Below are 20958 nucleotides of genomic sequence, written 5' to 3'. Positions count from 1 at the left end.
GAGGTCGTTTGTTCGAGGTCACTTGCAGTGACATTCGGCTCAGGTTCATCCCGTTGGCCAGCCAAGAACCTGCTGCCGCTGTGCCGCAGAAGCCTCGTCTTCAAGAGGAAAACATCTGGAACGCCTGGTCACATCACCCGAACGGGTAATGATGTGGAAATATGCAGGCAACACGATTTCATTTTGCTACAGTGTTGCCTCGGCTCACTGCAATCCATGTCGCGGATGTCCCTATGAGGTTTTCGGAAAGAGAAGTTCACGACATCTCCGATGTCATTGGGTCCATTTATGAGACGGTGGTCGACGCCGACCGCTGGCCCGAGGTCGTCGAAACGGTCTGCCGGTATCTGGAAGGCAAGGCATCCAGAATCTACTGGCGCGACGCCAGCAGTTCAAAGACGCAAACCTTCTATTCCTGGGGGTTTGACCCCGATTTCCTCAAGGTCTACCCCGAGAAATACCTCACCATGAACCCCATCTACCCGGCCTCGATCTTCGTGAAGCCGGGCGAGGTGTTCGCCAGCCATGATCTTGTGCCGGCGCCTGAGTTTCAGGCCAGCCGCTTCTTCAAGGAATGGGTTGCCCCCCAGGGCTTTCTCGACGCGGCGATCTTCAACATCGAGCGCTATCAGGCAAGCGCAGCGGCCTTCACGGTCATCACCGGACAGGACTATGGCCCGGTCGACGACAAGCTCCGCAGCCGTCTCGGAATCCTGGCGCCGCACCTGCAACGGGCGGTGTTGATCGGCCGGGAAATGAACAGGCAGAGCCTTGAGGCGCGCTCACTGGAGGCTGCGCTGGATCTGGTTGAAGCCGGCGTCTTCCTGCTCGATCACACCGGCCGTGTCGCCTGGTTCAACGCTGCAGCCGCGGACCTCATCGAAAAGGGCGACATGGTCCGAAACGGCGCGTCGGGCCTGTCGCTTGCGGGCCAGCAGGCTGACAGGCAGCTGCGCGAGGCACTTTCCACCTCGCAAGGCGAGCAAGACGACCTGTTGCTGAGGCGCCCGGCGGTCATCAAGATGACGGACGGCGAAGGTGGCGACTGGTTCGGCTGCCTGATGCGCCTGCAACCGCACACCCACACCCAGCAAGCCTTCGAGAAGGTCGAGCGATCCGCCCATTCCGCCTTCTTCGTGCGCCGGGCCGAAGTGGTTGCCACCTCGGGCGTCGAAGCCTGTGCCAAGCTCCATGGCCTGACGCCGGGCGAAATCAAGGTCCTCAACGCCGTGATCGAAACCGACACGGTCGCCGAAATCGCCGACGAGCTCGGACTGTCGATCAACACCGTGAAGAAGCACCTCTCCTCGATCTTCGGCAAGTTCGGCGTCTCCCGCCGCTCTGCCCTGATCAAGGCCGTGATGGCTGCACAGGGGATGTGACCGCAACCGGCCGCGCAACGCTGCCCCTTGGGAACGCGGCAACAGCTCGGCCAGGAGCCCTCCCCCGCCTGTTTCCCAGGGAACTGCGCGCCGTCGGCGGATCCGGCAGATTTCTCCTCACAGCGAACGCATGACGCGTCGCCTGCAGGACGAGGAGAAACCCAAATGGCTATCGACGGCACCAACAACGCGGACACCCTGGTTGACACCACCGGCGACGATCTCATTCGCGCCTTTTCCGGCAATGACAGCATCACCATCACCTCCGGCGCCGACTCCGTGCTCGCCGGCCTCGGCAACGACACCATCTTCGACCGCGGCCAGACCACCGAGAGCGCCGACACCGCCGACACCTTCGAGGGCGGCGACGGCATCGACACCATCAACTACAGCCAGGCCGCTGCCGGCGTTGTGGTGAACCTGACCACCGGCTTCGGCGGTGGTTCGGCGAACAGCGCCTCCTTCGGTGACCGCTACACCTCCATCGAGAACATCGTGGGCTCGGCCTTCGACGACCGTCTGGCCGGTTCGGCCATCGCCAACACGATCTCCGGCGGCGACGGCAATGACACGATCTCCGGTGGCGCCGGTGGCGACATTCTCAACGGCGACGCCGGCGTGGACACCGTCAATGGCGATGCGGGCAACGACTTCGTCTTTGGTGGCGCGGGAAACGACGTCATCAATGGTGGATCGGGCGCAGACAGGGTGTTCGGCGGCGACGGAGCCGATCTTGTGTCTGGCGGCACTGGCTCTGACCGGCTGTTCGGCAATGCCGGCGACGACCGCCTGAACGGCGGTGAGGGCGGCGATGCGATCGACGGTGGCGACGGCATCGACACCGTCACCTTCGACGTCACGTCCGCGGCCCTCACGGTCAATCTCGCCACCGGCACCGGCCTCGGCGGCCAGGCAGCTGGTGACACCTATGCCAATGTCGAGAATGTGGAAGGCCAGAACGGCAACGACACGATCACGGGCAATACCGGCAGCAATGTCCTCTCCGGAGCTGCGGGCAACGATACCCTGAACGGCCAGAGCGGGGCCGACACGCTCAATGGCGGGACCGGCGACGACACGCTGGACGGCGGCCGTGGCGCCGACACGCTCAACGGCGGCGACGGCAACGATACGATCACCGACAGCGGCATCAGCGCCAGCGAAGCCGACACCATCAACGGCGAAGCGGGCAACGACACCATCAACTCCGGCTTCGGCAACGACACCGTCGACGGTGGGGACGGCAGCGACGTCATCAACGGCGGCAGCGGCAATGACATCATCACCGACACGGGCACCGACTTGAACAGCGTGCTGGTGCGTGTCAACGACAGGATCGACGGCGGTGCCGGCAACGACACCATCAATGCCGGCAAGGGCAATGACATCGTCCATGGCGGTATCGGCGACGATACGCTGAGCGGCGGAGCAGGCAGCGACACCATCGACGGTGGGGACGGCATCGACATCCTGATCGGCGGCAGCGGCAAGGACATCATGACGGGCGGCAATGGCGCCGACATCTTCCGCTATCTCGCCGAGACCGACAGCCTGACGGGGGCGAGCAACACGCTGGACGTGATCACCGACTTTGTGCACAACACCGACAAGATCGACCTGTCCGCCCTCGACGCCAACACTGCCACGGCCGGCACCAACGAGGCCTTCCATCTGGTTCCGGTGCTGGACGCCGACCCGACCGGCGAGATCAAGGTGAGCTTCGACAGCTCGACCAACACCACCTTCGTGCAGGTCTATACCGACGCCGATGGCATCGCCGACCTGACGATCTCGCTGACCGGCAACGTCGGTCTGACCGCCACGGACTTCGTCCTCTGACACCAGGGGCCGACAGACGGCAATCCTCCGACCGGAGCCCCCGGCCGGAGGATTGATGCGTTGCGTAAAATCCCTGCCTGCCATGTGTGTTCCAGGCGGAACAGCGTTGAGACGGTGGGGCAGGCAGGATGGCTGCAGCATCCTTGAAGGGAGTTTCCCATGAGCCACGCCCGATCCCCCCTCGCCTCCGCCTTCCGCGCCTGCCGTCCGGCCCTGGTGACAACCGCCGTTTTCTCGGCAGCCATCAACCTCCTGACCTTCACCGGCCCGCTCTACATGCTGTCGGTCTATGACCGCGTGATCCCCTCGCGACACCAGGGCACGCTGCTGGCGCTGTCTCTGATCGCACTCGCCGCCTTCGTGCTCTATGGGGCGCTGGAGCTGGTGCGCTCCCGCATCCTGATCCGCACCGGCGTGGTGTTCGATCGGCATCTGGCCGAACCGCTGGCCTTGCGCCTGCTGGCTGCTCCCGGCACCGATCGCAGCGGCCAGCCCTTGCGCGACCTCGACAACCTGCGAGACTTTCTCACCGGCGCCGCACCCATCGTCTTCTGCGACGCGCCGTGGACGCCCCTCTTCGTGCTGCTCGCCTTCTCCCTGCACGCCTGGCTCGGCTGGGCAGCCCTGGCAGGCATCGCCGGCTATGCCGTGATGGCTCTGGCCAGCGAGCTCGCCACCCGCAAGCCGCTCGGTACGGCCATGGAGGCCACGCTGGCGGCGGCCCGGATCAGCAGCGAGGCCTTCGGACGCCGCGACGTGCTGGCAGCCATGGGCATGACGGGCCGCTTCGCCAGCCGCTGGAGCGCCGCCCATGACGCCGTAGTCTCCGCCCAAGCGAGCGCCAGCGATCGCGCGGCCCACATCTCGGCCCTGTCGCGCAGCTATCGCGTGGCGCTGCAAAGCGGCATGCTGGGCCTCGGTGCCTGGCTGGCGATCCACGAACAGATTTCGGTGGGCGCAATGTTCGCCGCCAACATGCTGATGTCACGCGCGCTTTCGCCGGTGGAACATGCCGTGCAGCACTGGAAGAGCCTCGTCACGGCCCGCGCAACAGTGCGCAGGATCGCCGCCGCCCTGGGGGCACAGGCCGAAGCAACGACCCCCATGGACCTGCCCGCTCCCCAGGGCACGCTGAGCGTCGAGGGCCTCGTGGTCCGGCTTGCCCCGACGGCAAAGGCCACCCTGGCGGGCATCGGCTTTCGTCTCGAGCCCGGCGAGATGCTCACCGTGGTCGGTGCCTCCGGGGCCGGCAAGTCGACCCTGCTGCGCACGCTGGTCAAGGCCCAGAGCCTCACGGCCGGCACGGTGCGGCTCGACGGCGCCGCGCTTGATCACTATCGCCCGGAGGCGCTCGGCAAGGCGGTCGGCTATCTGCCGCAGGACATCGAGCTCTTCGCCGGCTCGGTTGCCGACAACATCGCCCGCTTCGGCACGGTGGAAGCCGACAAGGTGGTCGCCGCCGCCCGCATGGCCGGTGTGCATGAGATGATCCTGCGCCTGCCCTCGGGCTATGACACCGACATCGGCCCCGGCGGATCGACCCTGTCGGGTGGCCAGCGCCAGCGCATCGCGCTCGCCCGCGCCCTCTATGACCTGCCGGCGCTGATCGTGCTCGACGAGCCCAACTCCAACCTCGACCTCAACGGCGAGGCGGCGCTCGCCGAGGCCCTGCGGGCGGCGCGGGCGGCCGGTTCGACGGTGGTGGTTTCGAGCCACAAGCCGGCGCTGGTGGACATGGCCGACAAGCTCCTGGTGCTGGCCGATGGTGCCCAGCAGCTGTTCGGCCCGCGCCAGGAGGTGCTCGCCCGCATGACACCCCGCGCCGTGCGCGCCGCCTGACGGCCTGTTCCCGGCGGAACTGCACCTGCCTCGCCATTGCCCGATGATCGCCGCATGAATGTCCGGAACAGGGGAACAGACCAAATGCGCGACACCTCCTTCAACGCCTCGATACGGTCACTCGCTCTCTCGGGTGGCTTGCTGGTTGGCCTGGGCCTCGGCGGCTTTGCCGCCTTCGCCGTCCGCGTCGAGATGCCCTCAGCCGTGGTCGCCGGCGGCACGGTGGAGCCGCAGGGGCAGCGCAAGCAGGTCCAGCATCTCGAAGGCGGGCTGATCGCGGAGATCGCCGTGCGCGACGGCGACCGGGTCAAGGCCGGGGATCTGCTGGTGCGCCTCGACACCACACGCATTGCCGCAACCCTGGCGTCGCTCAAGGGCCAGATGGCCGAACAGACCGCCATCGCCGCCCGCCTGCAAGCCGAACTGAACCTCGATCGCGGTGTCACCTTTCCGGCAGAACTTCTGGCCGATCCGACCGCCACCGCCCTCATCGACAGCCAGCGCTCCCTGTTCGCGGCGCGGCTCGCCGCCTTCGACAGCGAGATGGCGCTCGCCAAGGCCAAGACGGCTCAACTGACCGCCGCGGCCAGCGGCCTTGCCGCCCAGGCCAGCGCCGCCCAGACGCAACTGGATAGCCGGCTAAGCGAGAGGGCCGGACTTGAAGGTCTCGCCGCCAAGGGCTTCGTCGCACGGGCCAAGCTCGAGGAGCAGGGCCGGGAAATCGCGCGCCTCGAAGGCCTTGCCGGCGGGCTCAAGGCGCAGGTTGCAGCCAATGCCGCGGCCCAGGCCGAAGTGGCGCTTCAGATCACCCAGGTGACGGAAGCCTATCGCAAGGCCGCCTCCGATGCCCTGGCCGACACCGTGCCCCGCAGATCGGATCTGGCCGAGCGCATCAGCGTGGCCGAGGACGCGCTCGCCCGCACGCAGGTGCGCGCCCCCGTGGACGGCGTGGTCCAGGCCTCCCGCTTCGTGACCAAGGGCGGCGTGGTCGGCGCCGGCGAGCCGCTGCTGGACATCGTGCCGGTGTCGGACAGGCTGGTCGTGCAGGCCCGCATTCCCGTGACCGACGTGGATGACCTCAAGGGCATCGAGACCGCCGAACTGCGCTTCCCCGCCTTCCATGACCGCGCCATGCCGCGCATTCCCGGCCGCATCGCCCGCATATCGGCCGATGCGGTGACCGACGACGTCGCGCGCACCACCTATTACAGCGCCGAGATCGACGTCAGCCTGACCGACCTGCCGCCGCGCCTTGCCGGGCGCCTGCAGCCGGGCATGCCCGCCGAAGTGATCGTCATCACCCGGGCGCGCTCGCTGGTCGACTATCTGCTCGACCCCTGGCGGCAGATGATGCAGGTGGCGATGACCGAAAGCTGATGCGCTTTCCAAGCCCTGCCGGTTTGATCTACGATACCGACCAGTCCCGCGCGAAAGGCCGATGCCGCGATGCCCTTGACCCGACGCCTGTTTCTCGGCGCCCTCGCCTCAGCGGGCATCGGCTCGCTGCTTCTTGCCTTGTGCGCCTGTATCCTGGCCGCCCCGCTCTTCGACAACTGGCGCGAAGCTGCCTTCGACGAACTGGTCCAAGTGGCGCCGCCCGTCTCGGGTCAGGTGGTGGTGGTGGAGATCGACGACGCGAGCCTTGCGCATTTCGGCCCCTGGCCCTGGGCGCGCACCCGGCTCGCAGCGTTGCTGACGCGCATCGCCGACGCCAGGCCACGGGCGGTCGGCATCGACATCCTGCTCGCAGGCCCGGACCGCTACGGCCGCGAAGCGCTCGGCCAACAGCTGGGTGACGAGGCCCACGCCCTCTATGGCGCCCTGCCCGATGGCGATGGTCGCCTGACCAAGGCGATCGGGGCTGCACCGACGGTGCTCTCCGCGCTTCTCGCCGATCAGGCAACGGCGTCCCCGCCTCAGGTGCCCATCCTGTTGCAGGGCGAACCGCCGAAACTGGTGCCCTGGACCTCGGCCGGGGCCGTTCAGCCACTGGAGGTGCTGTCCTCCGTGGCGGCGGGAATGGGCGTCGGCTCGCTCTCGGGAGACGAACGCGGCGTCGTGCGACAGGTCCCGCTCTTTGCCCTCGCCGCCTCGGTGCCCGTTCCGGGGCTGGCGGCGGAAACCCTGCGCGTGGCCGAACAGGCCGGCAGCTTCATCCTCATTGGTGAAGGCCCCTCACTTGCCATCGGCGGGCACGCAATCCCGCTCACGCCCGACAGCCAGCTGCGCTTCCGCCCGTCGCCGTCGAGCCACTGGGGCGAGCGCAGCCTGTCGGCCGAGGCGATCCTGGACGGCGAGGTGCCGCCGCAACGGCTTGCGGGCAAGATCGTGCTCCTCGGCGGCAGCGCCCCGGCGCTCGGTGCGCTCAGAGCCACCGCCGCGAGCCCGGTGGCCCCCTCGGTGCAGATCGAGGCCGACGCGCTGGAAACCATACTGTCGGAACGCGTACCGCTGCGTCCGTCCCGGGCAGGTTGGATCGAAGGAGCCGCCTTCGTGCTGCTGGCGCTGGCCGGCGCCCTGAGCGGCGCCAGCCTGACGCCGCTGCGCGCCCTTGCCGTGACAGCCGGATCGTCCCTGGCCTGGACCGGGGCAACCATCGCCGTCTTCAGACAGTGGGACTGGCTTGTGGACTCGGTTCTGCCACCGCTCGCGGCGCTCGTCAGCCTGATCGCCGCGGCCGCCCATGCGGCGATCGTCCAGCGCCGCCAGGCGGCGGGCATCCGCCGGCGTTTCGAGCAGCATCTCGCACCCGAACTCGTGGCGCGGATCGTCGAAAGACCAGATCTCGTGCGCTTTTCCGGCGAAAGACGCGAGGTGACGGCGCTCTTCACCGACATCGAAGGCTTCACGGCCCTGACCGAACGGCTCGATGCCGAGCGGCTGGTCGCCCTGCTGGATGCCTATTTCTCCGGGATCGCCGACATCGTGGTGCGGCACGGCGGCATGATCGACAAATTCGTCGGCGATGCGGCCCATTGCCTGTTCAATGCGCCGCTGGACCTGCCCGACCATCCGCGGCAGGCGCTCACAGCCGCACAGGAGATCATTGCCTTCAGCCGTACCTTCGCCGCCCGCACCGACGTGGCCGCGGCGGGCCTCGGGCGCACGCGCATCGGCCTTGAATGCGGCGATGCGGTGGTCGGCGACGTCGGCATGGGCTCCAAGCTCGATTACACCGCCCACGGCACGGCGGTGAACATGGCAGCCCGTCTCGAAGCCATCAACAAGGACTTCGGCACGGACATCTGCATCGGCCCGAATGCCGGCGCGCGTCTTGCCGACGCGGAGCTTCGCGCCCTCGGCCCCGTGGAGCTGCGCGGGCTCGGCCCGGTGCAGGTCTTCACCGTCGCACCTTGAGCGCCTTCACCGACGCCAGACCTCAGCCGAGCACGCTCGCAAAGGCCTTTTCGACGCGGGCCGCACCCCATTTCTGCACGGCGCTGGGCTTGCCGCCCTTCACGGGAAAATCCACCCCGTCGCCGGCCTTCAGGACGCGCCGGGCTCCAGCCGCCGCCACATGCACCTCGCCACGCTCGCAGAAGACGGCGAACACGCCCTTGCTGGGACCGGCAAAGAAGCGCGTGCCGCGTACGCCGATCTGGCCGAAGGCAGACAGCAGCTTGATGTCGGTCTTGGGCAGGCTGTCGTCGCGATCGAACACCAGGGCGCCGTCGCCAAGGATCAGGCGCCCGCCGGTCGCAGCGACGAAACGATCGATCTTGAGCCGCGTCTTGGCGCCGAGGAAGATGTCCGAGCCGCCTTCGAGGGCGAGCGCCGCACGCGATGCCACATCCGTCCAGACGAGATCCCCGAGCAGGATGTCCGAACCGGCCTGCAGCGGCCGCAGCGCGCCGCTTTCGGCGAAGACGCCGCCGGACGCCTTGCGTACGTCGCCAACCGAGCGCAGCCCCTCCTCGGCCAGGCCGATCGAGGGCGTGGCCATCGCGGCCGCCGCCAGCAACAGGGCAAACCTGCGCCGATCGAGGCGCCCCGCATCAAAGTCCTGCATGATAGGTCCCCCACCTCAACGCGGTCTCACAAACCGCCTCAAACTGCACGTCCTGCCCCTCGCGCGCCAGGAAGGCATTGTCCGCAACATCGGCGAGTTCTGCGCCGAGCCAATCCAGCGCCGGATCATCCGATGCGGGCGCATGATGGGCAAGTGCAATCTTTGCGGCACCCATGCGCATCCCAAGCGACACCGCCTCCTGCCAGGTGGAGTGGCCGATGCCGCTCTGACGCGCGCCGATCGGTTCGCCGGCATCGAGAATGGCCAGATCCACGCCGCGCCCGAGGTCGATCAGCTGCGCATCGAGGCGCGGATCGCCGGCCTGGTGGTCCAGGGCATAGAGAACGGACCGGCCGCCAAGCTCCACGCGGAAGGCCGTGCAGCCGCCCGGATGGTTGCTGTCGACCAGATTCACCTCGATGGACGGGCTGGGCCGAAAGCGCCGACCGGGGCGGAGATCGACGCAATCGAGCGTCGGCGCCAGCACCTCGGGGCCGACCGGAAAGAAGGGCGCCGCCATCAGCCCGGCGACCATCCGCCGCGTGCCGCCGGCAACCGCGCTGGCGAGGACGACGTCCTTCGCACCCGTGCGCAGCGGCTGGAAGAAAGGCAGACCGGCCACATGGTCATAATGGGCGTGTCCAATCAGAACCGTCAGATGCTCGGGCGGCGCAAGCGCGATCTGGCGCCCCAGGGAGGGCGCGCCGGTGCCGAGATCGAGCACCACCATCTCATCGCCGAGGCGCAGGCTGACGCAGCTTGTGGCGCCGCCATAGGCACTGAAGTCAGCGCCGGACACCGGCCGGCTCCCGCGGACGCCGTGGAAGGCGATGTGAACTGAACTGTCCATCCGATCCTCATCTCTCGGGCGCGGGGCCTGACCCGCAACCTCCTGGAACCGGATTTAGCGCCTCGAGGCCGGCGGACGCTGTTCCCGAGGAAACAGCAGGTCTCACTCCTCGAAGGCGTCGGCTATGCGCGCAAGCGCCTCGGGGTCGCAGAACAGGCGGTCGGACGTCCGCTTGATCGCCCCCTCCTTTTCGAGGAAGCCGAGCGCCACGTTGAGCTTGGGCCGGCTGGCGCCGATCAGGCGCGCCATGTCGGTCTGCGACAGGCCTATCTCGAGCGGCACGCGCTTGCCCGCCGGCGCCGTCTGGCCGTCCAGCCGATCGAGCAGATAGCGTGCAAGCCGCACCTCGATCCGATGGAGCGCAATGCCTTCCAACTGCGCCGTGGTGGCGCGCAGGCGGCGACAGAGCAGCGCGATCACCGAGCGGGCAAGACCCTTGCGCGTCTCGAACAACCCGGACAGGTCGGCGGCGGTGATCACATAGGCCAGGGCGTCGGTCAGCACCACCGCATCGGCGGATCGCTCGCCCCCGTCCAACACCGCGATCTCGCCGACGAGATCTCCGCGCCGGGCGACGCGCACATTGAGCTCACGCCCGCCGGCCGTTGCCAGCGTCATGCGCACCTGGCCATCGGCGAGGAGATAGGCGCGATCGCCCGCGTCTCCGGCCTGGAACAAGGTGCGCCCGGCCTCGAAGCGGGTGAGGCGGAAGCAGGCGGCAACGGCATTCCGGTCATCATCCGTGAGCTCGCCGAACAGTTCGGTGCCCCGGAGCAACTCGTCGAGATCGTCGGACGTGTCCAATCTGGCGCTCCCCCTGCAGTTGGCGACCGCGGGAGTGTTTCAGAATTTCGCCTGAAGCGAAAGAGTGCGCAACGCGCCCCCGCAACAACAGGCTGTCGGCTCAGAACACATGGAAGTCGGTGCCGTGCAGCTCCGGAATGCCCATCAGCTGGATGAACTCCACCTTGGCCCGCGCCCCGGTGCCGTCGATATCGAAGCTGATGACGCCGGTGTCGGTGTCATAGAGGATTGTCGGCTTGGTGTTGCGAACGACCGGATTGGCGCCGGCGACAAAGGTGCCGCTGTCCAGGAAGTCTCCAACGCGCAGGGAGCCGAAGGCGGTGCCGTGCTTGAGCTGGATGGTGTCGCCCTGTGCCGGGTTGAAGTCGTCGATCTGGTCGCCCGAGTCGAAGGTGGCCTTGCTGAAGACGAACTTGTCGGCGCCGGCGCCGCCGATCAGCTCGTCATTGCCATTGCCGCCCTCGATGGTGTCATTGCCGGCGCCGGCATCGATGCCGTCATTGCCGCCCACACCCTTGAGGTTGTTGGCGCCCGTGGTTCCGAAGATTAGGTCGTCCCGCTCTGAGCCGACAGCATTCTCGATGCTGGACAGATGTTCGATGCGGGTCGTGCCCGTCGCCACCTGACCGCTCTGCAGATCGATGGTGACGGCGGTGCCGCCCAGGGTGAAATCTTCATGGCGATGGGCATAGGAGATGGTGTCGGTGCCGAAGCCGCCGTTGATGACATTCTGCCAGCCCACCGAGATGAAGGTGTCGTTCTGGTTTCCGCCGTAAAAGGTGCTCTGGAAGGTCGCGAAGATGAAGGTGTCGTTGCCGTCGTGGCCGAACACCACGTCGCTTTCGTTGAAGGCGGTGAAGCCATCGCTGACATAGGTGTCGTTGCCGCTACCGAGCTTGATGACATTGTTGCCCTCGTAGCGGTTGAGCACCTGGTCGTTGCCAGAACCGGCATCGACGATGTGACCGCCGCCGAGATCGTCGCTGCGCAACAGCTTGATCACGTCGTCGCCGCCCTTGGCGCGAATGTCGAAGTTGCCGGACTGGCTGGCGCCCACCGTGATCTGGTCCGCGCCGTTGGTGCCGTTGACGATGGTGAAGGCCATGGTGTGTCTCCTGTCTGTGGAGCCGATCGGGGGCTCATCTGCAGGCAGGATGCCCTTTCCAGCGGGCGGGCGCTGTTCCCGAGGGAACGAGACGACGAAGGGCGGACGGGCATTGTCCTGTGACAGCCGCGCATTCGGAGCGGACTTGAACGATGGGCTGTGGCATAGGGAGGGTTGGTTCACAGAGCGATTCCATGCCGCAGGGTCAACATCCCATTCACGCCCTCTTTGAAACGGGCTCAGAGCACGCGCCGCTGGCGGTGCTGAAGCGCGTCTACGGCTATTCGGCCTTTCGCGGCCGCCAGGGCGAGGTCATCGACCAGGTGATGGCGGGCGGCGACGCCGTGGTGCTGTTTCCCACCGGTGCCGGCAAGTCGCTGTGCTTCCAGATCCCGGCCCTCTGCCGCGACGGCATCGGCATCGTCGTCTCGCCGCTGATCGCGCTGATGCGCGACCAGGTGGAGGCGCTCAAACAGCTCGGCATCCGCGCCGCCGCGCTCAATTCCACGCTGACGCGCGAGGAGTTCGTCGAGGTGCGCCGCGCCATCGCCGCCGGCACGCTCGATCTGCTCTATGTGACGCCCGAACGCATCGTCACCCCGGCCTTCCGCGACATGATCGGCACAGCGACCATCGCCCTGTTTGCCATCGACGAGGCCCATTGCGTCTCCCAATGGGGGCACGACTTCCGGCCCGAATACCGCGAGCTCGGCCAGCTGGCGACGCTGTACCCCGGGGTGCCAAGGCTGGCGCTGACGGCGACTGCCGATCCCTATACGCGCGACGACATCATCGATCGGCTGGGGCTCCACGACGCCAGGGTGTTCACCACCTCCTTCGACCGACCCAACATCACCTACGAGATCGTCGAGCGCGACCAGCCGCGCCAGCAGTTGCTGCGCTTCCTGAGCCGGCACAAGGGCGAAAGCGGCATCGTCTACTGCCTGTCGCGCGCCAAGGTGGAGGACACCGCCGGCTGGCTCAACGAGCACGGCATTCGCGCGCGCGCCTATCACGCGGGGATGGACCGGACCGCGCGCGACGCCAATCAGGACGCCTTCCTGAAGGAGGAAAGCCTCTGCCTCGTCGCCACCGTTGCCTTCGGCATGGGTATCGACAAGCCGAATGTGCGCTATGTCGCCCATCTCGACCTGCCCGGCTCGGTGGAGGCCTATTACCAGGAGACGGGCCGCGCCGGACGCGACGGTCTGCCGTCGGAAGCCTGGATGGCCTATGGCATGGCCGACGTGATCCAGCGTGGCCGCATGATCGACGAGAGCGGCTCGGAGCCGGACATCAAGCGGGTCGAACGCTCCAAGCTCAACGCGCTCCTGGCCATCTGCGAAACGCCGGGCTGCCGGCGGCAGGCCATTCTCGCCCATTTCGGCGAGTCCCACGCGGGCGGCTGCGGCAACTGCGACACCTGCCTGAAACCCGTCGAGACCTGGGACGGCACCGACGCCGCCATCAAGGCGCTGGCGGCCATCTACCGCACCGGCGAGCGTTTCGGCACCGGCCATCTCATCGATGTGCTCCTGGGCGCAACCAACGACAAGACCACACGCTTCGGCCACACGGACATGCCGGTCTTCGGCGCCGGCAAGGATCTGCCGGCCAAGACCTGGCAATCGGTCTACCGCCAGCTGCTGGCCGCAGGCCTCGTCAGCGTCGACCATGCCGCCTATGGAGCCCTGAGGCTCGAAGCCGACGCCAAGGCGGTGTTCCGACGCGAGCGCGAGGTGCGTTTCCGCAAGGATCGCCCCACCACCGGCAAGGCCGCGCGCGAGACCTCGTCGCGTGCCGCAAGTGCGCGCGCCACGCTGGACGGTGCCGATCTCGAACTCTTCGAGCTGCTGCGTGCCACCCGCACCACCATCGCCAAGGACCTGGGCGTGCCGCCCTATGTGGTCTTCCCCGACACGACGCTCGTGGCCATGGCCACCGAGCGTCCGACGGATCTCGACGAGATGCTCGGCATCTCCGGCGTCGGGCAATCCAAGCTCGAACGCTACGGCGAGGCCTTTCTCGAGGTGATTCTCGAACACACATAACAGGCTAGTGGAGCGAATTTTACATTTGCTCGGCGCTTTGTTTCAGGCGGATGCAAATGTCAGAATCGAACCACTAGGGCTGGACCGGCGTGAGCGCTCTTGCGGGGGTGTCTCGCGTAGCTTCAGATGCTAGCTTGACCGGTCACAAAAAGAACACGAGGACGGCTCCGATGATGACCCCAGGCAACCGGATCATGCTGCTGACAGGCGCCAGCCGCGGCATCGGTCACGCCACCGTCAAGCTCTTCATGGAGCGCGGCTGGCGCATCCTGACGGTCTCCCGCCATCCCTTCTCGGAAGAGTGCAAGTGGCCGGGCGCCCGCGAAAGCCACATCCAGGCCGACCTCGCCGATCTCGACAGCATCGAGGACATGATTGCCGATGTGCGCTCGCGCCTGCCCGACGGCAAGCTGCACGCGCTGGTCAACAACGCCGGCATATCGCCCAAGGCGCCCGACGGCGGCAAGCTGGGCGTGGAAGCCACCGACGCCCGCACCTGGACCCATGTGCTCAACGTCAACCTGGTGTCCACCGCGCTGATTGCCCGCGGTCTCCTGCCGGAGCTGGAGGCAGCCAAGGGGTCGATCGTCAACGTCACCTCGATCGTCGGCTCGCGCGTGCATCCCTTCGCCGGCGTCGCCTATGCTGCTTCCAAGGCCGGTCTCGCCACGCTGACACGCGAGCTCGCCCATGAGTTCGGCCCGCGTGGCGTGCGGGCCAACGCCATCGCGCCCGGCGAGATCGGCACGTCCATCCTCTCGCCCGGCACCGACGAGTTTGTGGCCAAGCAGGTGCCGCTCAAACGCCTCGGCGAACCGCGCGAAGTGGCCGAGACCATCCATTTCCTCTGCAGCGAGGACTCCGCCTACATCAACGGCGCCGAAATCCACATCAACGGCGGCCAGCACGTCTGAGCGGAGGCCCGCACTGAGCCTCGTGACGCCAAGGGGGCGGAGAAATTCTCCGCCCCTTTGGCATTGCTGTGCTGAAAGTTCACGCGTGGACGGCTTGTTCCGCCGCCTCGTCGGCATCGAGGAAGCCGCCGGTCTGGCGGGCCCAGAGGCGCGCATAGAGGCCGCCGCTTGCCACCAGTTCGGCATGGCTGCCGGTTTCGACCACGCGTCCCTTGTCCATCACCAGGAGACGATCCATGCGGGCGATGGTGGACAGGCGGTGGGCGATGGCGATCACCGTCTTGCCTTCCATCAGCGCGCCGAGGCTCTCCTGGATCGCCGCTTCCACATCGCTGTCGAGCGCCGATGTCGCCTCGTCCAGTACCAGGATCGGCGCGTTCTTCAGCAGCACGCGTGCGATGGCGATGCGCTGCCGCTGGCCGCCGGACAGCTTGACGCCGCGTTCACCCACATGGGCATCGAAGCCGCGCCGGCCCCGGTTGTCGACGAGATCGGGGATGAAGGACATGGCATGCGCCATCTCCGCCGCCCGGATCATCTCCTCGTCGCTCGCATCCGGACGACCGTATTTGATGTTGTCGCGGATCGACCGGTGCAGCAGGGAGGTATCCTGCGTCACCACGCCGACCGCCGCACGCAAGCTGTCCTGCGACAGGCTGGCGATATCCTGCCCGTCGATGCGGATCACGCCGCCCTCGAGGTCGTAAAGACGCAGGAAGACGTTGACCAGCGTCGACTTGCCGGCACCCGAAGGACCGACCACGCCGATCTTCTCGCCCGGCCGGATGGCCAGCGTTACCCCTTCGAGGGCGCCGCTGCGCCGGCCATAGTGGAAGCGCACATTGTCGAACTCGACGGCACCGCCGGAGATCGCCAGCTTGCGGGCATTGCCCGCATCGACGACCGTATGCGGCCGGGCAATGGTGTTCATGCCGTCCTGCACCGTACCGATGTTCTCGAAGATGCCGGTCACCTCCCACATGATCCAGCCGGACATGTTGTTGATGCGCACCACGAGACCGCCGACCAGCGCCACTTCACCGGTGCTGACGACGCCGATCGACCAAAGCCACACCGCCATCAGGCCCGTGACCACCATCAACAGCGCATTGATGGCATTGAGCGTCATGGTCATGGAGGTGATCAGCCGCTGCTGGGCATAGAACACCGACGTATGGTCTTCGAGCGCCTCGCGGGCGAAGTCATCCTCGCGTTCGGCATGGGCAAACAGCTTGACCGTGTGGATGTTGGTGTAGCTGTCCACCACGCGCCCGGTCAGAAGCGACCGCGCCTCCGACATTTCCTCCGATTTGCGCGAGACACGCGGGATGAAGTGCCGGAGAACGAAGAGATAGGCGATGATCCAGACGACGAGCGGCGCGGCCAGCCTGAGATCGGCCTCGGCGAACAGCACCAGGGCCGACACCGTGTAGAGCAACACGAACCACACCGCGTCGGACGCCTGCGTCAGCGACTCGCGCAGCGACGGGCCGGTCTGGATCACCTTGTTGGCGACGCGACCGGCAAAGTCGTTGTTGAAGAAGCCGATCGACTGGCGCAGCACATAACGATGCGTCTGCCAGCGGATGAGGTTGGTGACGCCGGGCGCAATGGTCTGGTGGATCAGCAGATCATGCAGGCTGTTGAACACCGGCCGCCCGACCAGGATCACCGCCGCCATCCAGGCAAACTCCCAGCCATAATCCTGCAGCAGCTGCCCCGGCTTGGCCACGCCGAGAATGTCGACGATGCGGCCGATATAGCGGAAGATGGCAACCTCGATCAGGGCCACGAACAGACCGACCAGCATCAGCGCGGCGAAGGTCGGCCAGACCTGCCGCAGATAATGCCAATAGAAGGCCGACACCTTGGCCGGCGGTTGTTCACCGGTCCCCGGCGTATAGGGATCGATCAGACGTTCAAAGAAGGCAAACATGACGACATCCATGCAACCCGCCGCGTGGCATGACGCGGACAGCCGGGCTGACTTGAGGGGAAAGAAAGGGCAAGCGTTTCCTCAGCCGCGCGACTGCGACCGGGACGGGATGGACACGACACGAGGGTCGAGGCTTAGAAGCGGATTGATTCCATCGGCTGCGCTCCTTCTTGAAAAGGCCCGAACTGGCGGGAGCGAGGGGAGGTTAGCAAAAGCCCTGAAGCTTGCAACCCGCCTGCGGCAAGGCTCGACATTGTCGCAGCATCCATGGCATAAATGTCACAACTCATTCTAAACAATAATGAATCACCCTGGACGCGCTTATGATTGAGCTGGCTCTCTATCAACCGGATATCGCCCAGAACACGGGCACGCTGATCCGCCTTGCCGCCTGCATGGGAGTGCGACTGCACGTGATCGAGCCGACGGGATTCGATATGTCCGACCGCAACTTGCGCCGCGCCGGCATGGATTATCTGGAACTGGCAACCGTGGTCAGACACATGGGCTGGACGGCCTTTTCCGACTGGCGCGCGTCGGAGGGCCGCCGGCTGGTCTTGGCGACAACGCGGGCCTCGACCTCCTTCCTCGCCGAAACCTATCGCAGCGACGACATCCTGCTGATGGGCCGCGAATCGGCCGGGGTTCCCGACAGCGTGCACGCCGCCGCCGGCCTGAGGATCCGCATTCCCATGATGCCGGGCACGCGCTCACTCAACCTTGCGGTTTCCGCCTCGATGATCCTCAGCGAGGCCTTGCGCCAGACCGACGGCTTTCCGCCTGTGACCGATCAGCCGGCCTGATGGCAGCAATCAGACATTTGCGTTGGACGGGCGCCAGCCGCGATGCGAGCCTTGCCGCAAGAAGGAGACATCCATGCAACTCGTCATCGGCAACAAGGCTTATTCGTCCTGGTCCCTGCGTCCCTGGCTGCTGCTGAAGCAGTTCGGCATCGACTTCGAGGAGGTCCTGGTGCCGCTCTACCAGGCCGACACGGCGGCACGGCTGGCCCCCTTGTCGCCGTCGGGCAAGGTTCCCTGCCTGATCGATGGCGACGTGACGGTGTGGGACTCGCTTGCCATTGCCGAATACCTCGCCGAGCGCTTTGCCGACCTGCCGATCTGGCCCGTGGATCGCAAGGCACGCGCCTTCGCCCGCTCCATCTGTGCCGAAATGCACGCCGGCTTCGGCGCCCTGCGCCAGCACTACACCTGCAACTTCCGCCGCACCTATGCCTGGAAGGAGCGGGGCGGCGCGGCCGCCCTTGCCGATGGCGCGCGGATCATCGCCATCTGGCAGGAGGCGCGCAGCCGCTTCGGTTCTGACGGCCCGTTCCTCTTCGGCGCGTTCTCCGCGGCCGACGCCATGTACGCGCCCGTGGTCGCCCGCTTCACCACCTATTCCTGGCCGCTGCCTGACGTCGCCGCCGCCTATGCCAGGACGATCCGTGACCTCCCCGCCTATCAGGACTGGCTCGCCGCCGGCGCGACCGAGCCCTGGTTCATTGCCGACTACGAATACGCCGACTGACCGGCAGGGCCGTCCGGATCCGTTGGTTTGCTGTCTATCCGCTGAGGGAGACGGCGGAGCCGGACACAAGGCGTCTTGGCAAGCCCCGCAGGCATGGCGTAAGACCCTTGGCCATGTTTCCGTTTCGGACTGGAGTCCTCAATGTCGTCACCGGCCGCTGCCTTGCAACAGACAACACTCCCTGACGACATCGAGGCCAAGAAGGCTGCTGCATCCACCTGGTTCCGCGAACTGCGCGGGCGCATCTGCACGGCCTTCGAGGCGATCGAGGACGACCTCAGCGGTCCGCTCGCCGATCGTCAGCCCGGGCGCTTCATGCGGACGGCCTGGAAACGCACCGATCACAGCGGCGCACCGGGCGGCGGCGGAGAGATGAGCCTGATGCACGGCCGCGTCTTCGAGAAGGTCGGCGTGCACATCTCCACGGTTCACGGCGAGTTCGCCCCCGAGTTCCGTGCCCAGATCCCCGGCGCCACCGAGGACCCGCGCTTTTGGGCCAGCGGCATTTCGCTGATCGCCCACATGCACAATCCGCATGTGCCGGCCGTGCACATGAACACCCGCATGGTCGTCACCAGCCGCCAGTGGTTCGGCGGCGGCGCCGACCTCACCCCCGTGCTGGACCGCCGCCGCACCCAGGACGATCCCGATACCCTGGCCTTCCACGCGGCGATGCAGTCGGCCTGCGATGCCCATTCGCAGGTGGACTATGCCAACTACAAGCGGTGGTGCGACGAGTATTTCTTCCTGAAACACCGCAACGAACCGCGCGGGATCGGCGGCATTTTCTACGATTATCTTCATTCGGATGCCGGCTGGGACGCCGACATGGCCTTCACGCGCGACGTGGGTCTCGCCTTCCTCGACGTCTATCCACGCCTTGTGCGCGCCAACATGGAGAAACCCTGGTCCGACGCCGAACGCGAGGAACAGCTGATCCGCCGCGGTCGCTATGTCGAGTTCAACCTGCTCTACGATCGAGGGACCATCTTCGGCCTGAAGACCGGGGGCAACATTGACAGCATTCTCTCCTCCATGCCGCCCGTGGTGAAATGGCCGTGACGAGGCGTTAGCTCGGGGCCGCCCTGAACCAAGATCAAGCCATGTCCAACGAGTGCAACACGCCGGGCTCTCCGGATCGACAAGAGGATCGCCCGCGGCTCTGCATCGTCGGGCCATCGCATGTCGTGCGCTGGGAACACCTGCTTGCCATCGGCTCCCTACCGCCGCCGGGCTGTGAGGTCAGCTTCGTCCATTCGACCGGCGCGCCGCTCTGGGACCGCGAGGTGTTCGAGGCAACCGCCGATGTAGCCGCAAGAACGGACTCCCGTATCGTCCTGATCATCGGCGACTTCCGCTTCGGCAACAGCATCGTCCGCGACAATCTGCAACCGCGGTATGGCGACCTGTTCTCGGGCTATTCTCACATCACCAGCGAACTGATCGGTGCCAGGAGCGATCTCGAAGTGCGGCTAAGGGCCGAATACGCCTTGCTTTTATGGCGCAAGACCTATGGCGAGAGGTTGCGCATGGTCTACTGGACGCAGGCGATGCGTTCGGTCGTCGACGGTCTGGCCGGCAAACACCTCAACCCCCAAGGGGTTTCCACCCACCCTCTGTGGCCACTCGATCGCTACGCGCGCACGGGCGATCCCATCGTTCCCGATCTTTCCGCCGTGCTGCAGCGGCGGCCTGAGCGATATGCCAAGCTGATCGTCGACAACGACCTGCACCCTTCGGCAATCGGCTATTCGCTCCTGGAAAAGCTCGGCCTGGATATGCCCTTCGCAGAGGCGATCGAGCGCGCGGAACGCGAAAGTCAGGGCAGGCTCATGGCCTGTCTCGCCGAAGCGGCGCGCGAGCCGATCATGATCATCGGCGAAGGCGGATCCTTGGCCCCGTTCACGGCGCATTTCAGCGCTGCCGACTTGCAACTGCTCGAAAGGGCGCAAATCCTGCTCCGTCCCGAACTCTCCATGAGCTGTTTTGAAGACGCCTTGCGAGTGGGCATTCGAAAGGTCACGGTGGTCACCAATCGCGGCCCGCATCAGCCCGATCCGGCGGCCAAGGGTCTGAAGGAGCTTGGTGAAACCTTGGCGCTGCTGGCGCCTTTCGAGATCTCCATCCTGCCGCTGCAGGCCATCGATTCCGCGCTTGGTACAACGCCGAAGAAGCGCATGGATCTGCAAGCAGAAGGCGTCGGCGAAGTGGCGGATTGGCTGGAACAGCAAGCGCGTTTGACCTGCCGCCTGGCAGTGCGCGCCGAAGTCTTTTCCGACAGCGAACTGCCCCACTGGTTCCAGCCGCATCCCAAGTCGCAGCTGACCCCGCTTGGCGCCTATGGCATCCTGCTCTGCCTGCTGCAGGGACAGGATCTCCAGCCAGCCCGCGTCAATTCAAGGGCAAGAGCGATCATTCGCGGATATTGAATCGGAAGACGCGCGCCAGGCCGTTGGGGCTGCCGTCGGCCTTGCCCTTCGAACGCTCGGCTGCCCATTTTCAGCGGGGATTTGACCTCTTCCCGGCTCGTCCTTGGGCCTTGGTGCGGGGGCATTTCTCCCGCCTCGCTATGCCCCAGAACGTACAAACGCCCCGTGTCATTTCTGGCACGGGGCGTTTGTGTTTTTGTGTGTGATTGTATTTGTGATGAGCTTTTATCGTGTGGTTTGTGTTCTTGCGTTTTGCAGGCCTGGCGGCGA

Annotated in this window: 16 protein-coding genes; 11 read left to right on the top strand and 5 right to left on the bottom strand. The window is 66.2% G+C overall.

What is annotated here, in order from left to right; genetic code table 11:
• Positions 1–233 precede the first annotated feature (233 nt).
• The 5 genes from L2I41_RS08080 to L2I41_RS08060 all read left to right on the top strand — a co-directional run bounded on the left by L2I41_RS08080 (position 234) and on the right by L2I41_RS08060 (position 8417).
• Positions 234–1382, top strand: coding sequence for a helix-turn-helix transcriptional regulator (locus L2I41_RS08080; RefSeq protein WP_237153028.1), 1149 nt, complete (start codon positions 234–236; stop codon positions 1380–1382).
• A gap of 165 nt (positions 1383–1547) precedes the next feature.
• Positions 1548–3221 (top strand): calcium-binding protein, encoded by a 1674-nt coding sequence (locus tag L2I41_RS08075; protein WP_237153027.1) that lies wholly within the window; start codon positions 1548–1550, stop codon positions 3219–3221.
• A gap of 159 nt (positions 3222–3380) precedes the next feature.
• Positions 3381–5060, top strand: coding sequence for a type I secretion system permease/ATPase (locus L2I41_RS08070; RefSeq protein WP_237153026.1), 1680 nt, complete (start codon positions 3381–3383; stop codon positions 5058–5060).
• 84 nt (positions 5061–5144) lie between these two features.
• On the top strand, positions 5145–6437 hold the full coding sequence (locus tag L2I41_RS08065; protein WP_237153025.1) for an HlyD family type I secretion periplasmic adaptor subunit: 1293 nt from the start codon (positions 5145–5147) through the stop codon (positions 6435–6437).
• Between the two features lie 69 nt (positions 6438–6506).
• On the top strand, positions 6507–8417 hold the full coding sequence (locus L2I41_RS08060; RefSeq protein WP_237153024.1) for a CHASE2 domain-containing protein: 1911 nt from the start codon (positions 6507–6509) through the stop codon (positions 8415–8417).
• A gap of 22 nt (positions 8418–8439) precedes the next feature.
• Here L2I41_RS08060 and L2I41_RS08055 read toward each other — a convergent pair whose 3' ends face one another.
• From L2I41_RS08055 to L2I41_RS08040, 4 genes are all read right to left on the bottom strand, one after another.
• The gene (locus L2I41_RS08055) at positions 8440–9069 is read right to left on the bottom strand and encodes a FecR domain-containing protein (RefSeq protein WP_237153023.1); all 630 of its coding nucleotides are present in this window, start codon (positions 9067–9069) and stop codon (positions 8440–8442) included.
• Entirely contained in the window at positions 9056–9919 is an 864-nt protein-coding gene (locus L2I41_RS08050; protein ID WP_237153022.1) for an MBL fold metallo-hydrolase, read from the bottom strand. The genes L2I41_RS08055 and L2I41_RS08050 overlap by 14 nt, the downstream gene beginning before the upstream one ends.
• Before the next feature lie 102 nt (positions 9920–10021).
• Complete coding sequence (locus L2I41_RS08045; RefSeq protein WP_237153021.1) at positions 10022–10723, bottom strand: Crp/Fnr family transcriptional regulator; 702 nt, start codon at positions 10721–10723, stop codon at positions 10022–10024.
• A gap of 100 nt (positions 10724–10823) precedes the next feature.
• Positions 10824–11828: a calcium-binding protein gene (locus L2I41_RS08040; protein WP_237153020.1), complete on the bottom strand. Its 1005-nt coding sequence runs from the start codon at positions 11826–11828 to the stop codon at positions 10824–10826.
• Positions 11829–12022: 194 nt separating this feature from the next.
• On the opposite strand from L2I41_RS08040, the gene recQ reads away from it, so the two are divergent.
• Both recQ and L2I41_RS08030 read left to right on the top strand, forming a co-directional pair.
• Positions 12023–13879, top strand: a complete 1857-nt coding sequence (gene recQ, locus L2I41_RS08035; RefSeq protein WP_237153019.1) for a DNA helicase RecQ — start codon at positions 12023–12025, stop codon at positions 13877–13879.
• A gap of 173 nt (positions 13880–14052) precedes the next feature.
• Positions 14053–14793: an SDR family NAD(P)-dependent oxidoreductase gene (locus tag L2I41_RS08030; protein WP_390634039.1), complete on the top strand. Its 741-nt coding sequence runs from the start codon at positions 14053–14055 to the stop codon at positions 14791–14793.
• Positions 14794–14872: 79 nt separating this feature from the next.
• Here the strand turns inward: L2I41_RS08030 and L2I41_RS08025 are convergent, their stop codons facing one another.
• Positions 14873–16729 carry an ABC transporter ATP-binding protein gene (locus tag L2I41_RS08025; protein WP_237153018.1) on the bottom strand — a complete coding sequence of 619 codons (1857 nt, stop codon included), beginning with the start codon at positions 16727–16729 and terminating at the stop codon, positions 14873–14875.
• 323 nt (positions 16730–17052) lie between these two features.
• Here L2I41_RS08025 and L2I41_RS08020 point away from each other — a divergent pair, with 323 nt between their 5' ends.
• The 4 genes from L2I41_RS08020 to L2I41_RS08005 all read left to right on the top strand — a co-directional run bounded on the left by L2I41_RS08020 (position 17053) and on the right by L2I41_RS08005 (position 20688).
• On the top strand, positions 17053–17532 hold the full coding sequence (locus tag L2I41_RS08020) for a tRNA (cytidine(34)-2'-O)-methyltransferase (RefSeq protein ID WP_237153017.1): 480 nt from the start codon (positions 17053–17055) through the stop codon (positions 17530–17532).
• A gap of 73 nt (positions 17533–17605) precedes the next feature.
• Positions 17606–18259, top strand: coding sequence for a glutathione S-transferase family protein (locus tag L2I41_RS08015; RefSeq protein ID WP_237153016.1), 654 nt, complete (start codon positions 17606–17608; stop codon positions 18257–18259).
• A gap of 141 nt (positions 18260–18400) precedes the next feature.
• Positions 18401–19321 (top strand): oxygen-dependent coproporphyrinogen oxidase, encoded by a 921-nt coding sequence (gene hemF, locus L2I41_RS08010; protein WP_237153015.1) that lies wholly within the window; start codon positions 18401–18403, stop codon positions 19319–19321.
• Between the two features lie 41 nt (positions 19322–19362).
• Positions 19363–20688 carry a hypothetical protein gene (locus L2I41_RS08005; protein ID WP_237153014.1) on the top strand — a complete coding sequence of 442 codons (1326 nt, stop codon included), beginning with the start codon at positions 19363–19365 and terminating at the stop codon, positions 20686–20688.
• The last annotated feature ends 270 nt before the right edge of the window (positions 20689–20958 follow it).

The sequence above is a fragment of the Oryzibacter oryziterrae genome (assembly GCF_021864535.1).
GTDB lineage: Bacteria > Pseudomonadota > Alphaproteobacteria > Rhizobiales > Pleomorphomonadaceae > Pleomorphomonas > Pleomorphomonas oryziterrae.
Note: the sequence above shows the minus strand (reverse complement) of the source record. Positions and strands in the feature narration are given on the sequence as shown.

Excerpts from the sequence above, each read along its gene's own strand:
- L2I41_RS08015 (WP_237153016.1), top strand. The coding sequence starts at position 17,606 with ATGCAACTCGTCATCGGCAACAAGGCTTATTCGTCCTGGTCCCTGCGT.
- L2I41_RS08050 (WP_237153022.1), bottom strand. The coding sequence starts at position 9,919 with ATGGACAGTTCAGTTCACATCGCCTTCCACGGCGTCCGCGGGAGCCGG.
- L2I41_RS08005 (WP_237153014.1), top strand. The coding sequence starts at position 19,363 with ATGTCCAACGAGTGCAACACGCCGGGCTCTCCGGATCGACAAGAGGAT.
- L2I41_RS08070 (WP_237153026.1), top strand. The coding sequence starts at position 3,381 with ATGAGCCACGCCCGATCCCCCCTCGCCTCCGCCTTCCGCGCCTGCCGT.
- recQ (WP_237153019.1), top strand. The coding sequence starts at position 12,023 with ATGCCGCAGGGTCAACATCCCATTCACGCCCTCTTTGAAACGGGCTCA.
- L2I41_RS08055 (WP_237153023.1), bottom strand. The coding sequence starts at position 9,069 with ATGCAGGACTTTGATGCGGGGCGCCTCGATCGGCGCAGGTTTGCCCTG.
- L2I41_RS08040 (WP_237153020.1), bottom strand. The coding sequence starts at position 11,828 with ATGGCCTTCACCATCGTCAACGGCACCAACGGCGCGGACCAGATCACG.
- L2I41_RS08020 (WP_237153017.1), top strand. The coding sequence starts at position 17,053 with ATGATTGAGCTGGCTCTCTATCAACCGGATATCGCCCAGAACACGGGC.
- L2I41_RS08080 (WP_237153028.1), top strand. The coding sequence starts at position 234 with ATGAGGTTTTCGGAAAGAGAAGTTCACGACATCTCCGATGTCATTGGG.
- hemF (WP_237153015.1), top strand. The coding sequence starts at position 18,401 with ATGTCGTCACCGGCCGCTGCCTTGCAACAGACAACACTCCCTGACGAC.
- L2I41_RS08075 (WP_237153027.1), top strand. The coding sequence starts at position 1,548 with ATGGCTATCGACGGCACCAACAACGCGGACACCCTGGTTGACACCACC.
- L2I41_RS08025 (WP_237153018.1), bottom strand. The coding sequence starts at position 16,729 with ATGTTTGCCTTCTTTGAACGTCTGATCGATCCCTATACGCCGGGGACC.
- L2I41_RS08030 (WP_390634039.1), top strand. The coding sequence starts at position 14,053 with ATGACCCCAGGCAACCGGATCATGCTGCTGACAGGCGCCAGCCGCGGC.
- L2I41_RS08060 (WP_237153024.1), top strand. The coding sequence starts at position 6,507 with ATGCCCTTGACCCGACGCCTGTTTCTCGGCGCCCTCGCCTCAGCGGGC.
- L2I41_RS08065 (WP_237153025.1), top strand. The coding sequence starts at position 5,145 with ATGCGCGACACCTCCTTCAACGCCTCGATACGGTCACTCGCTCTCTCG.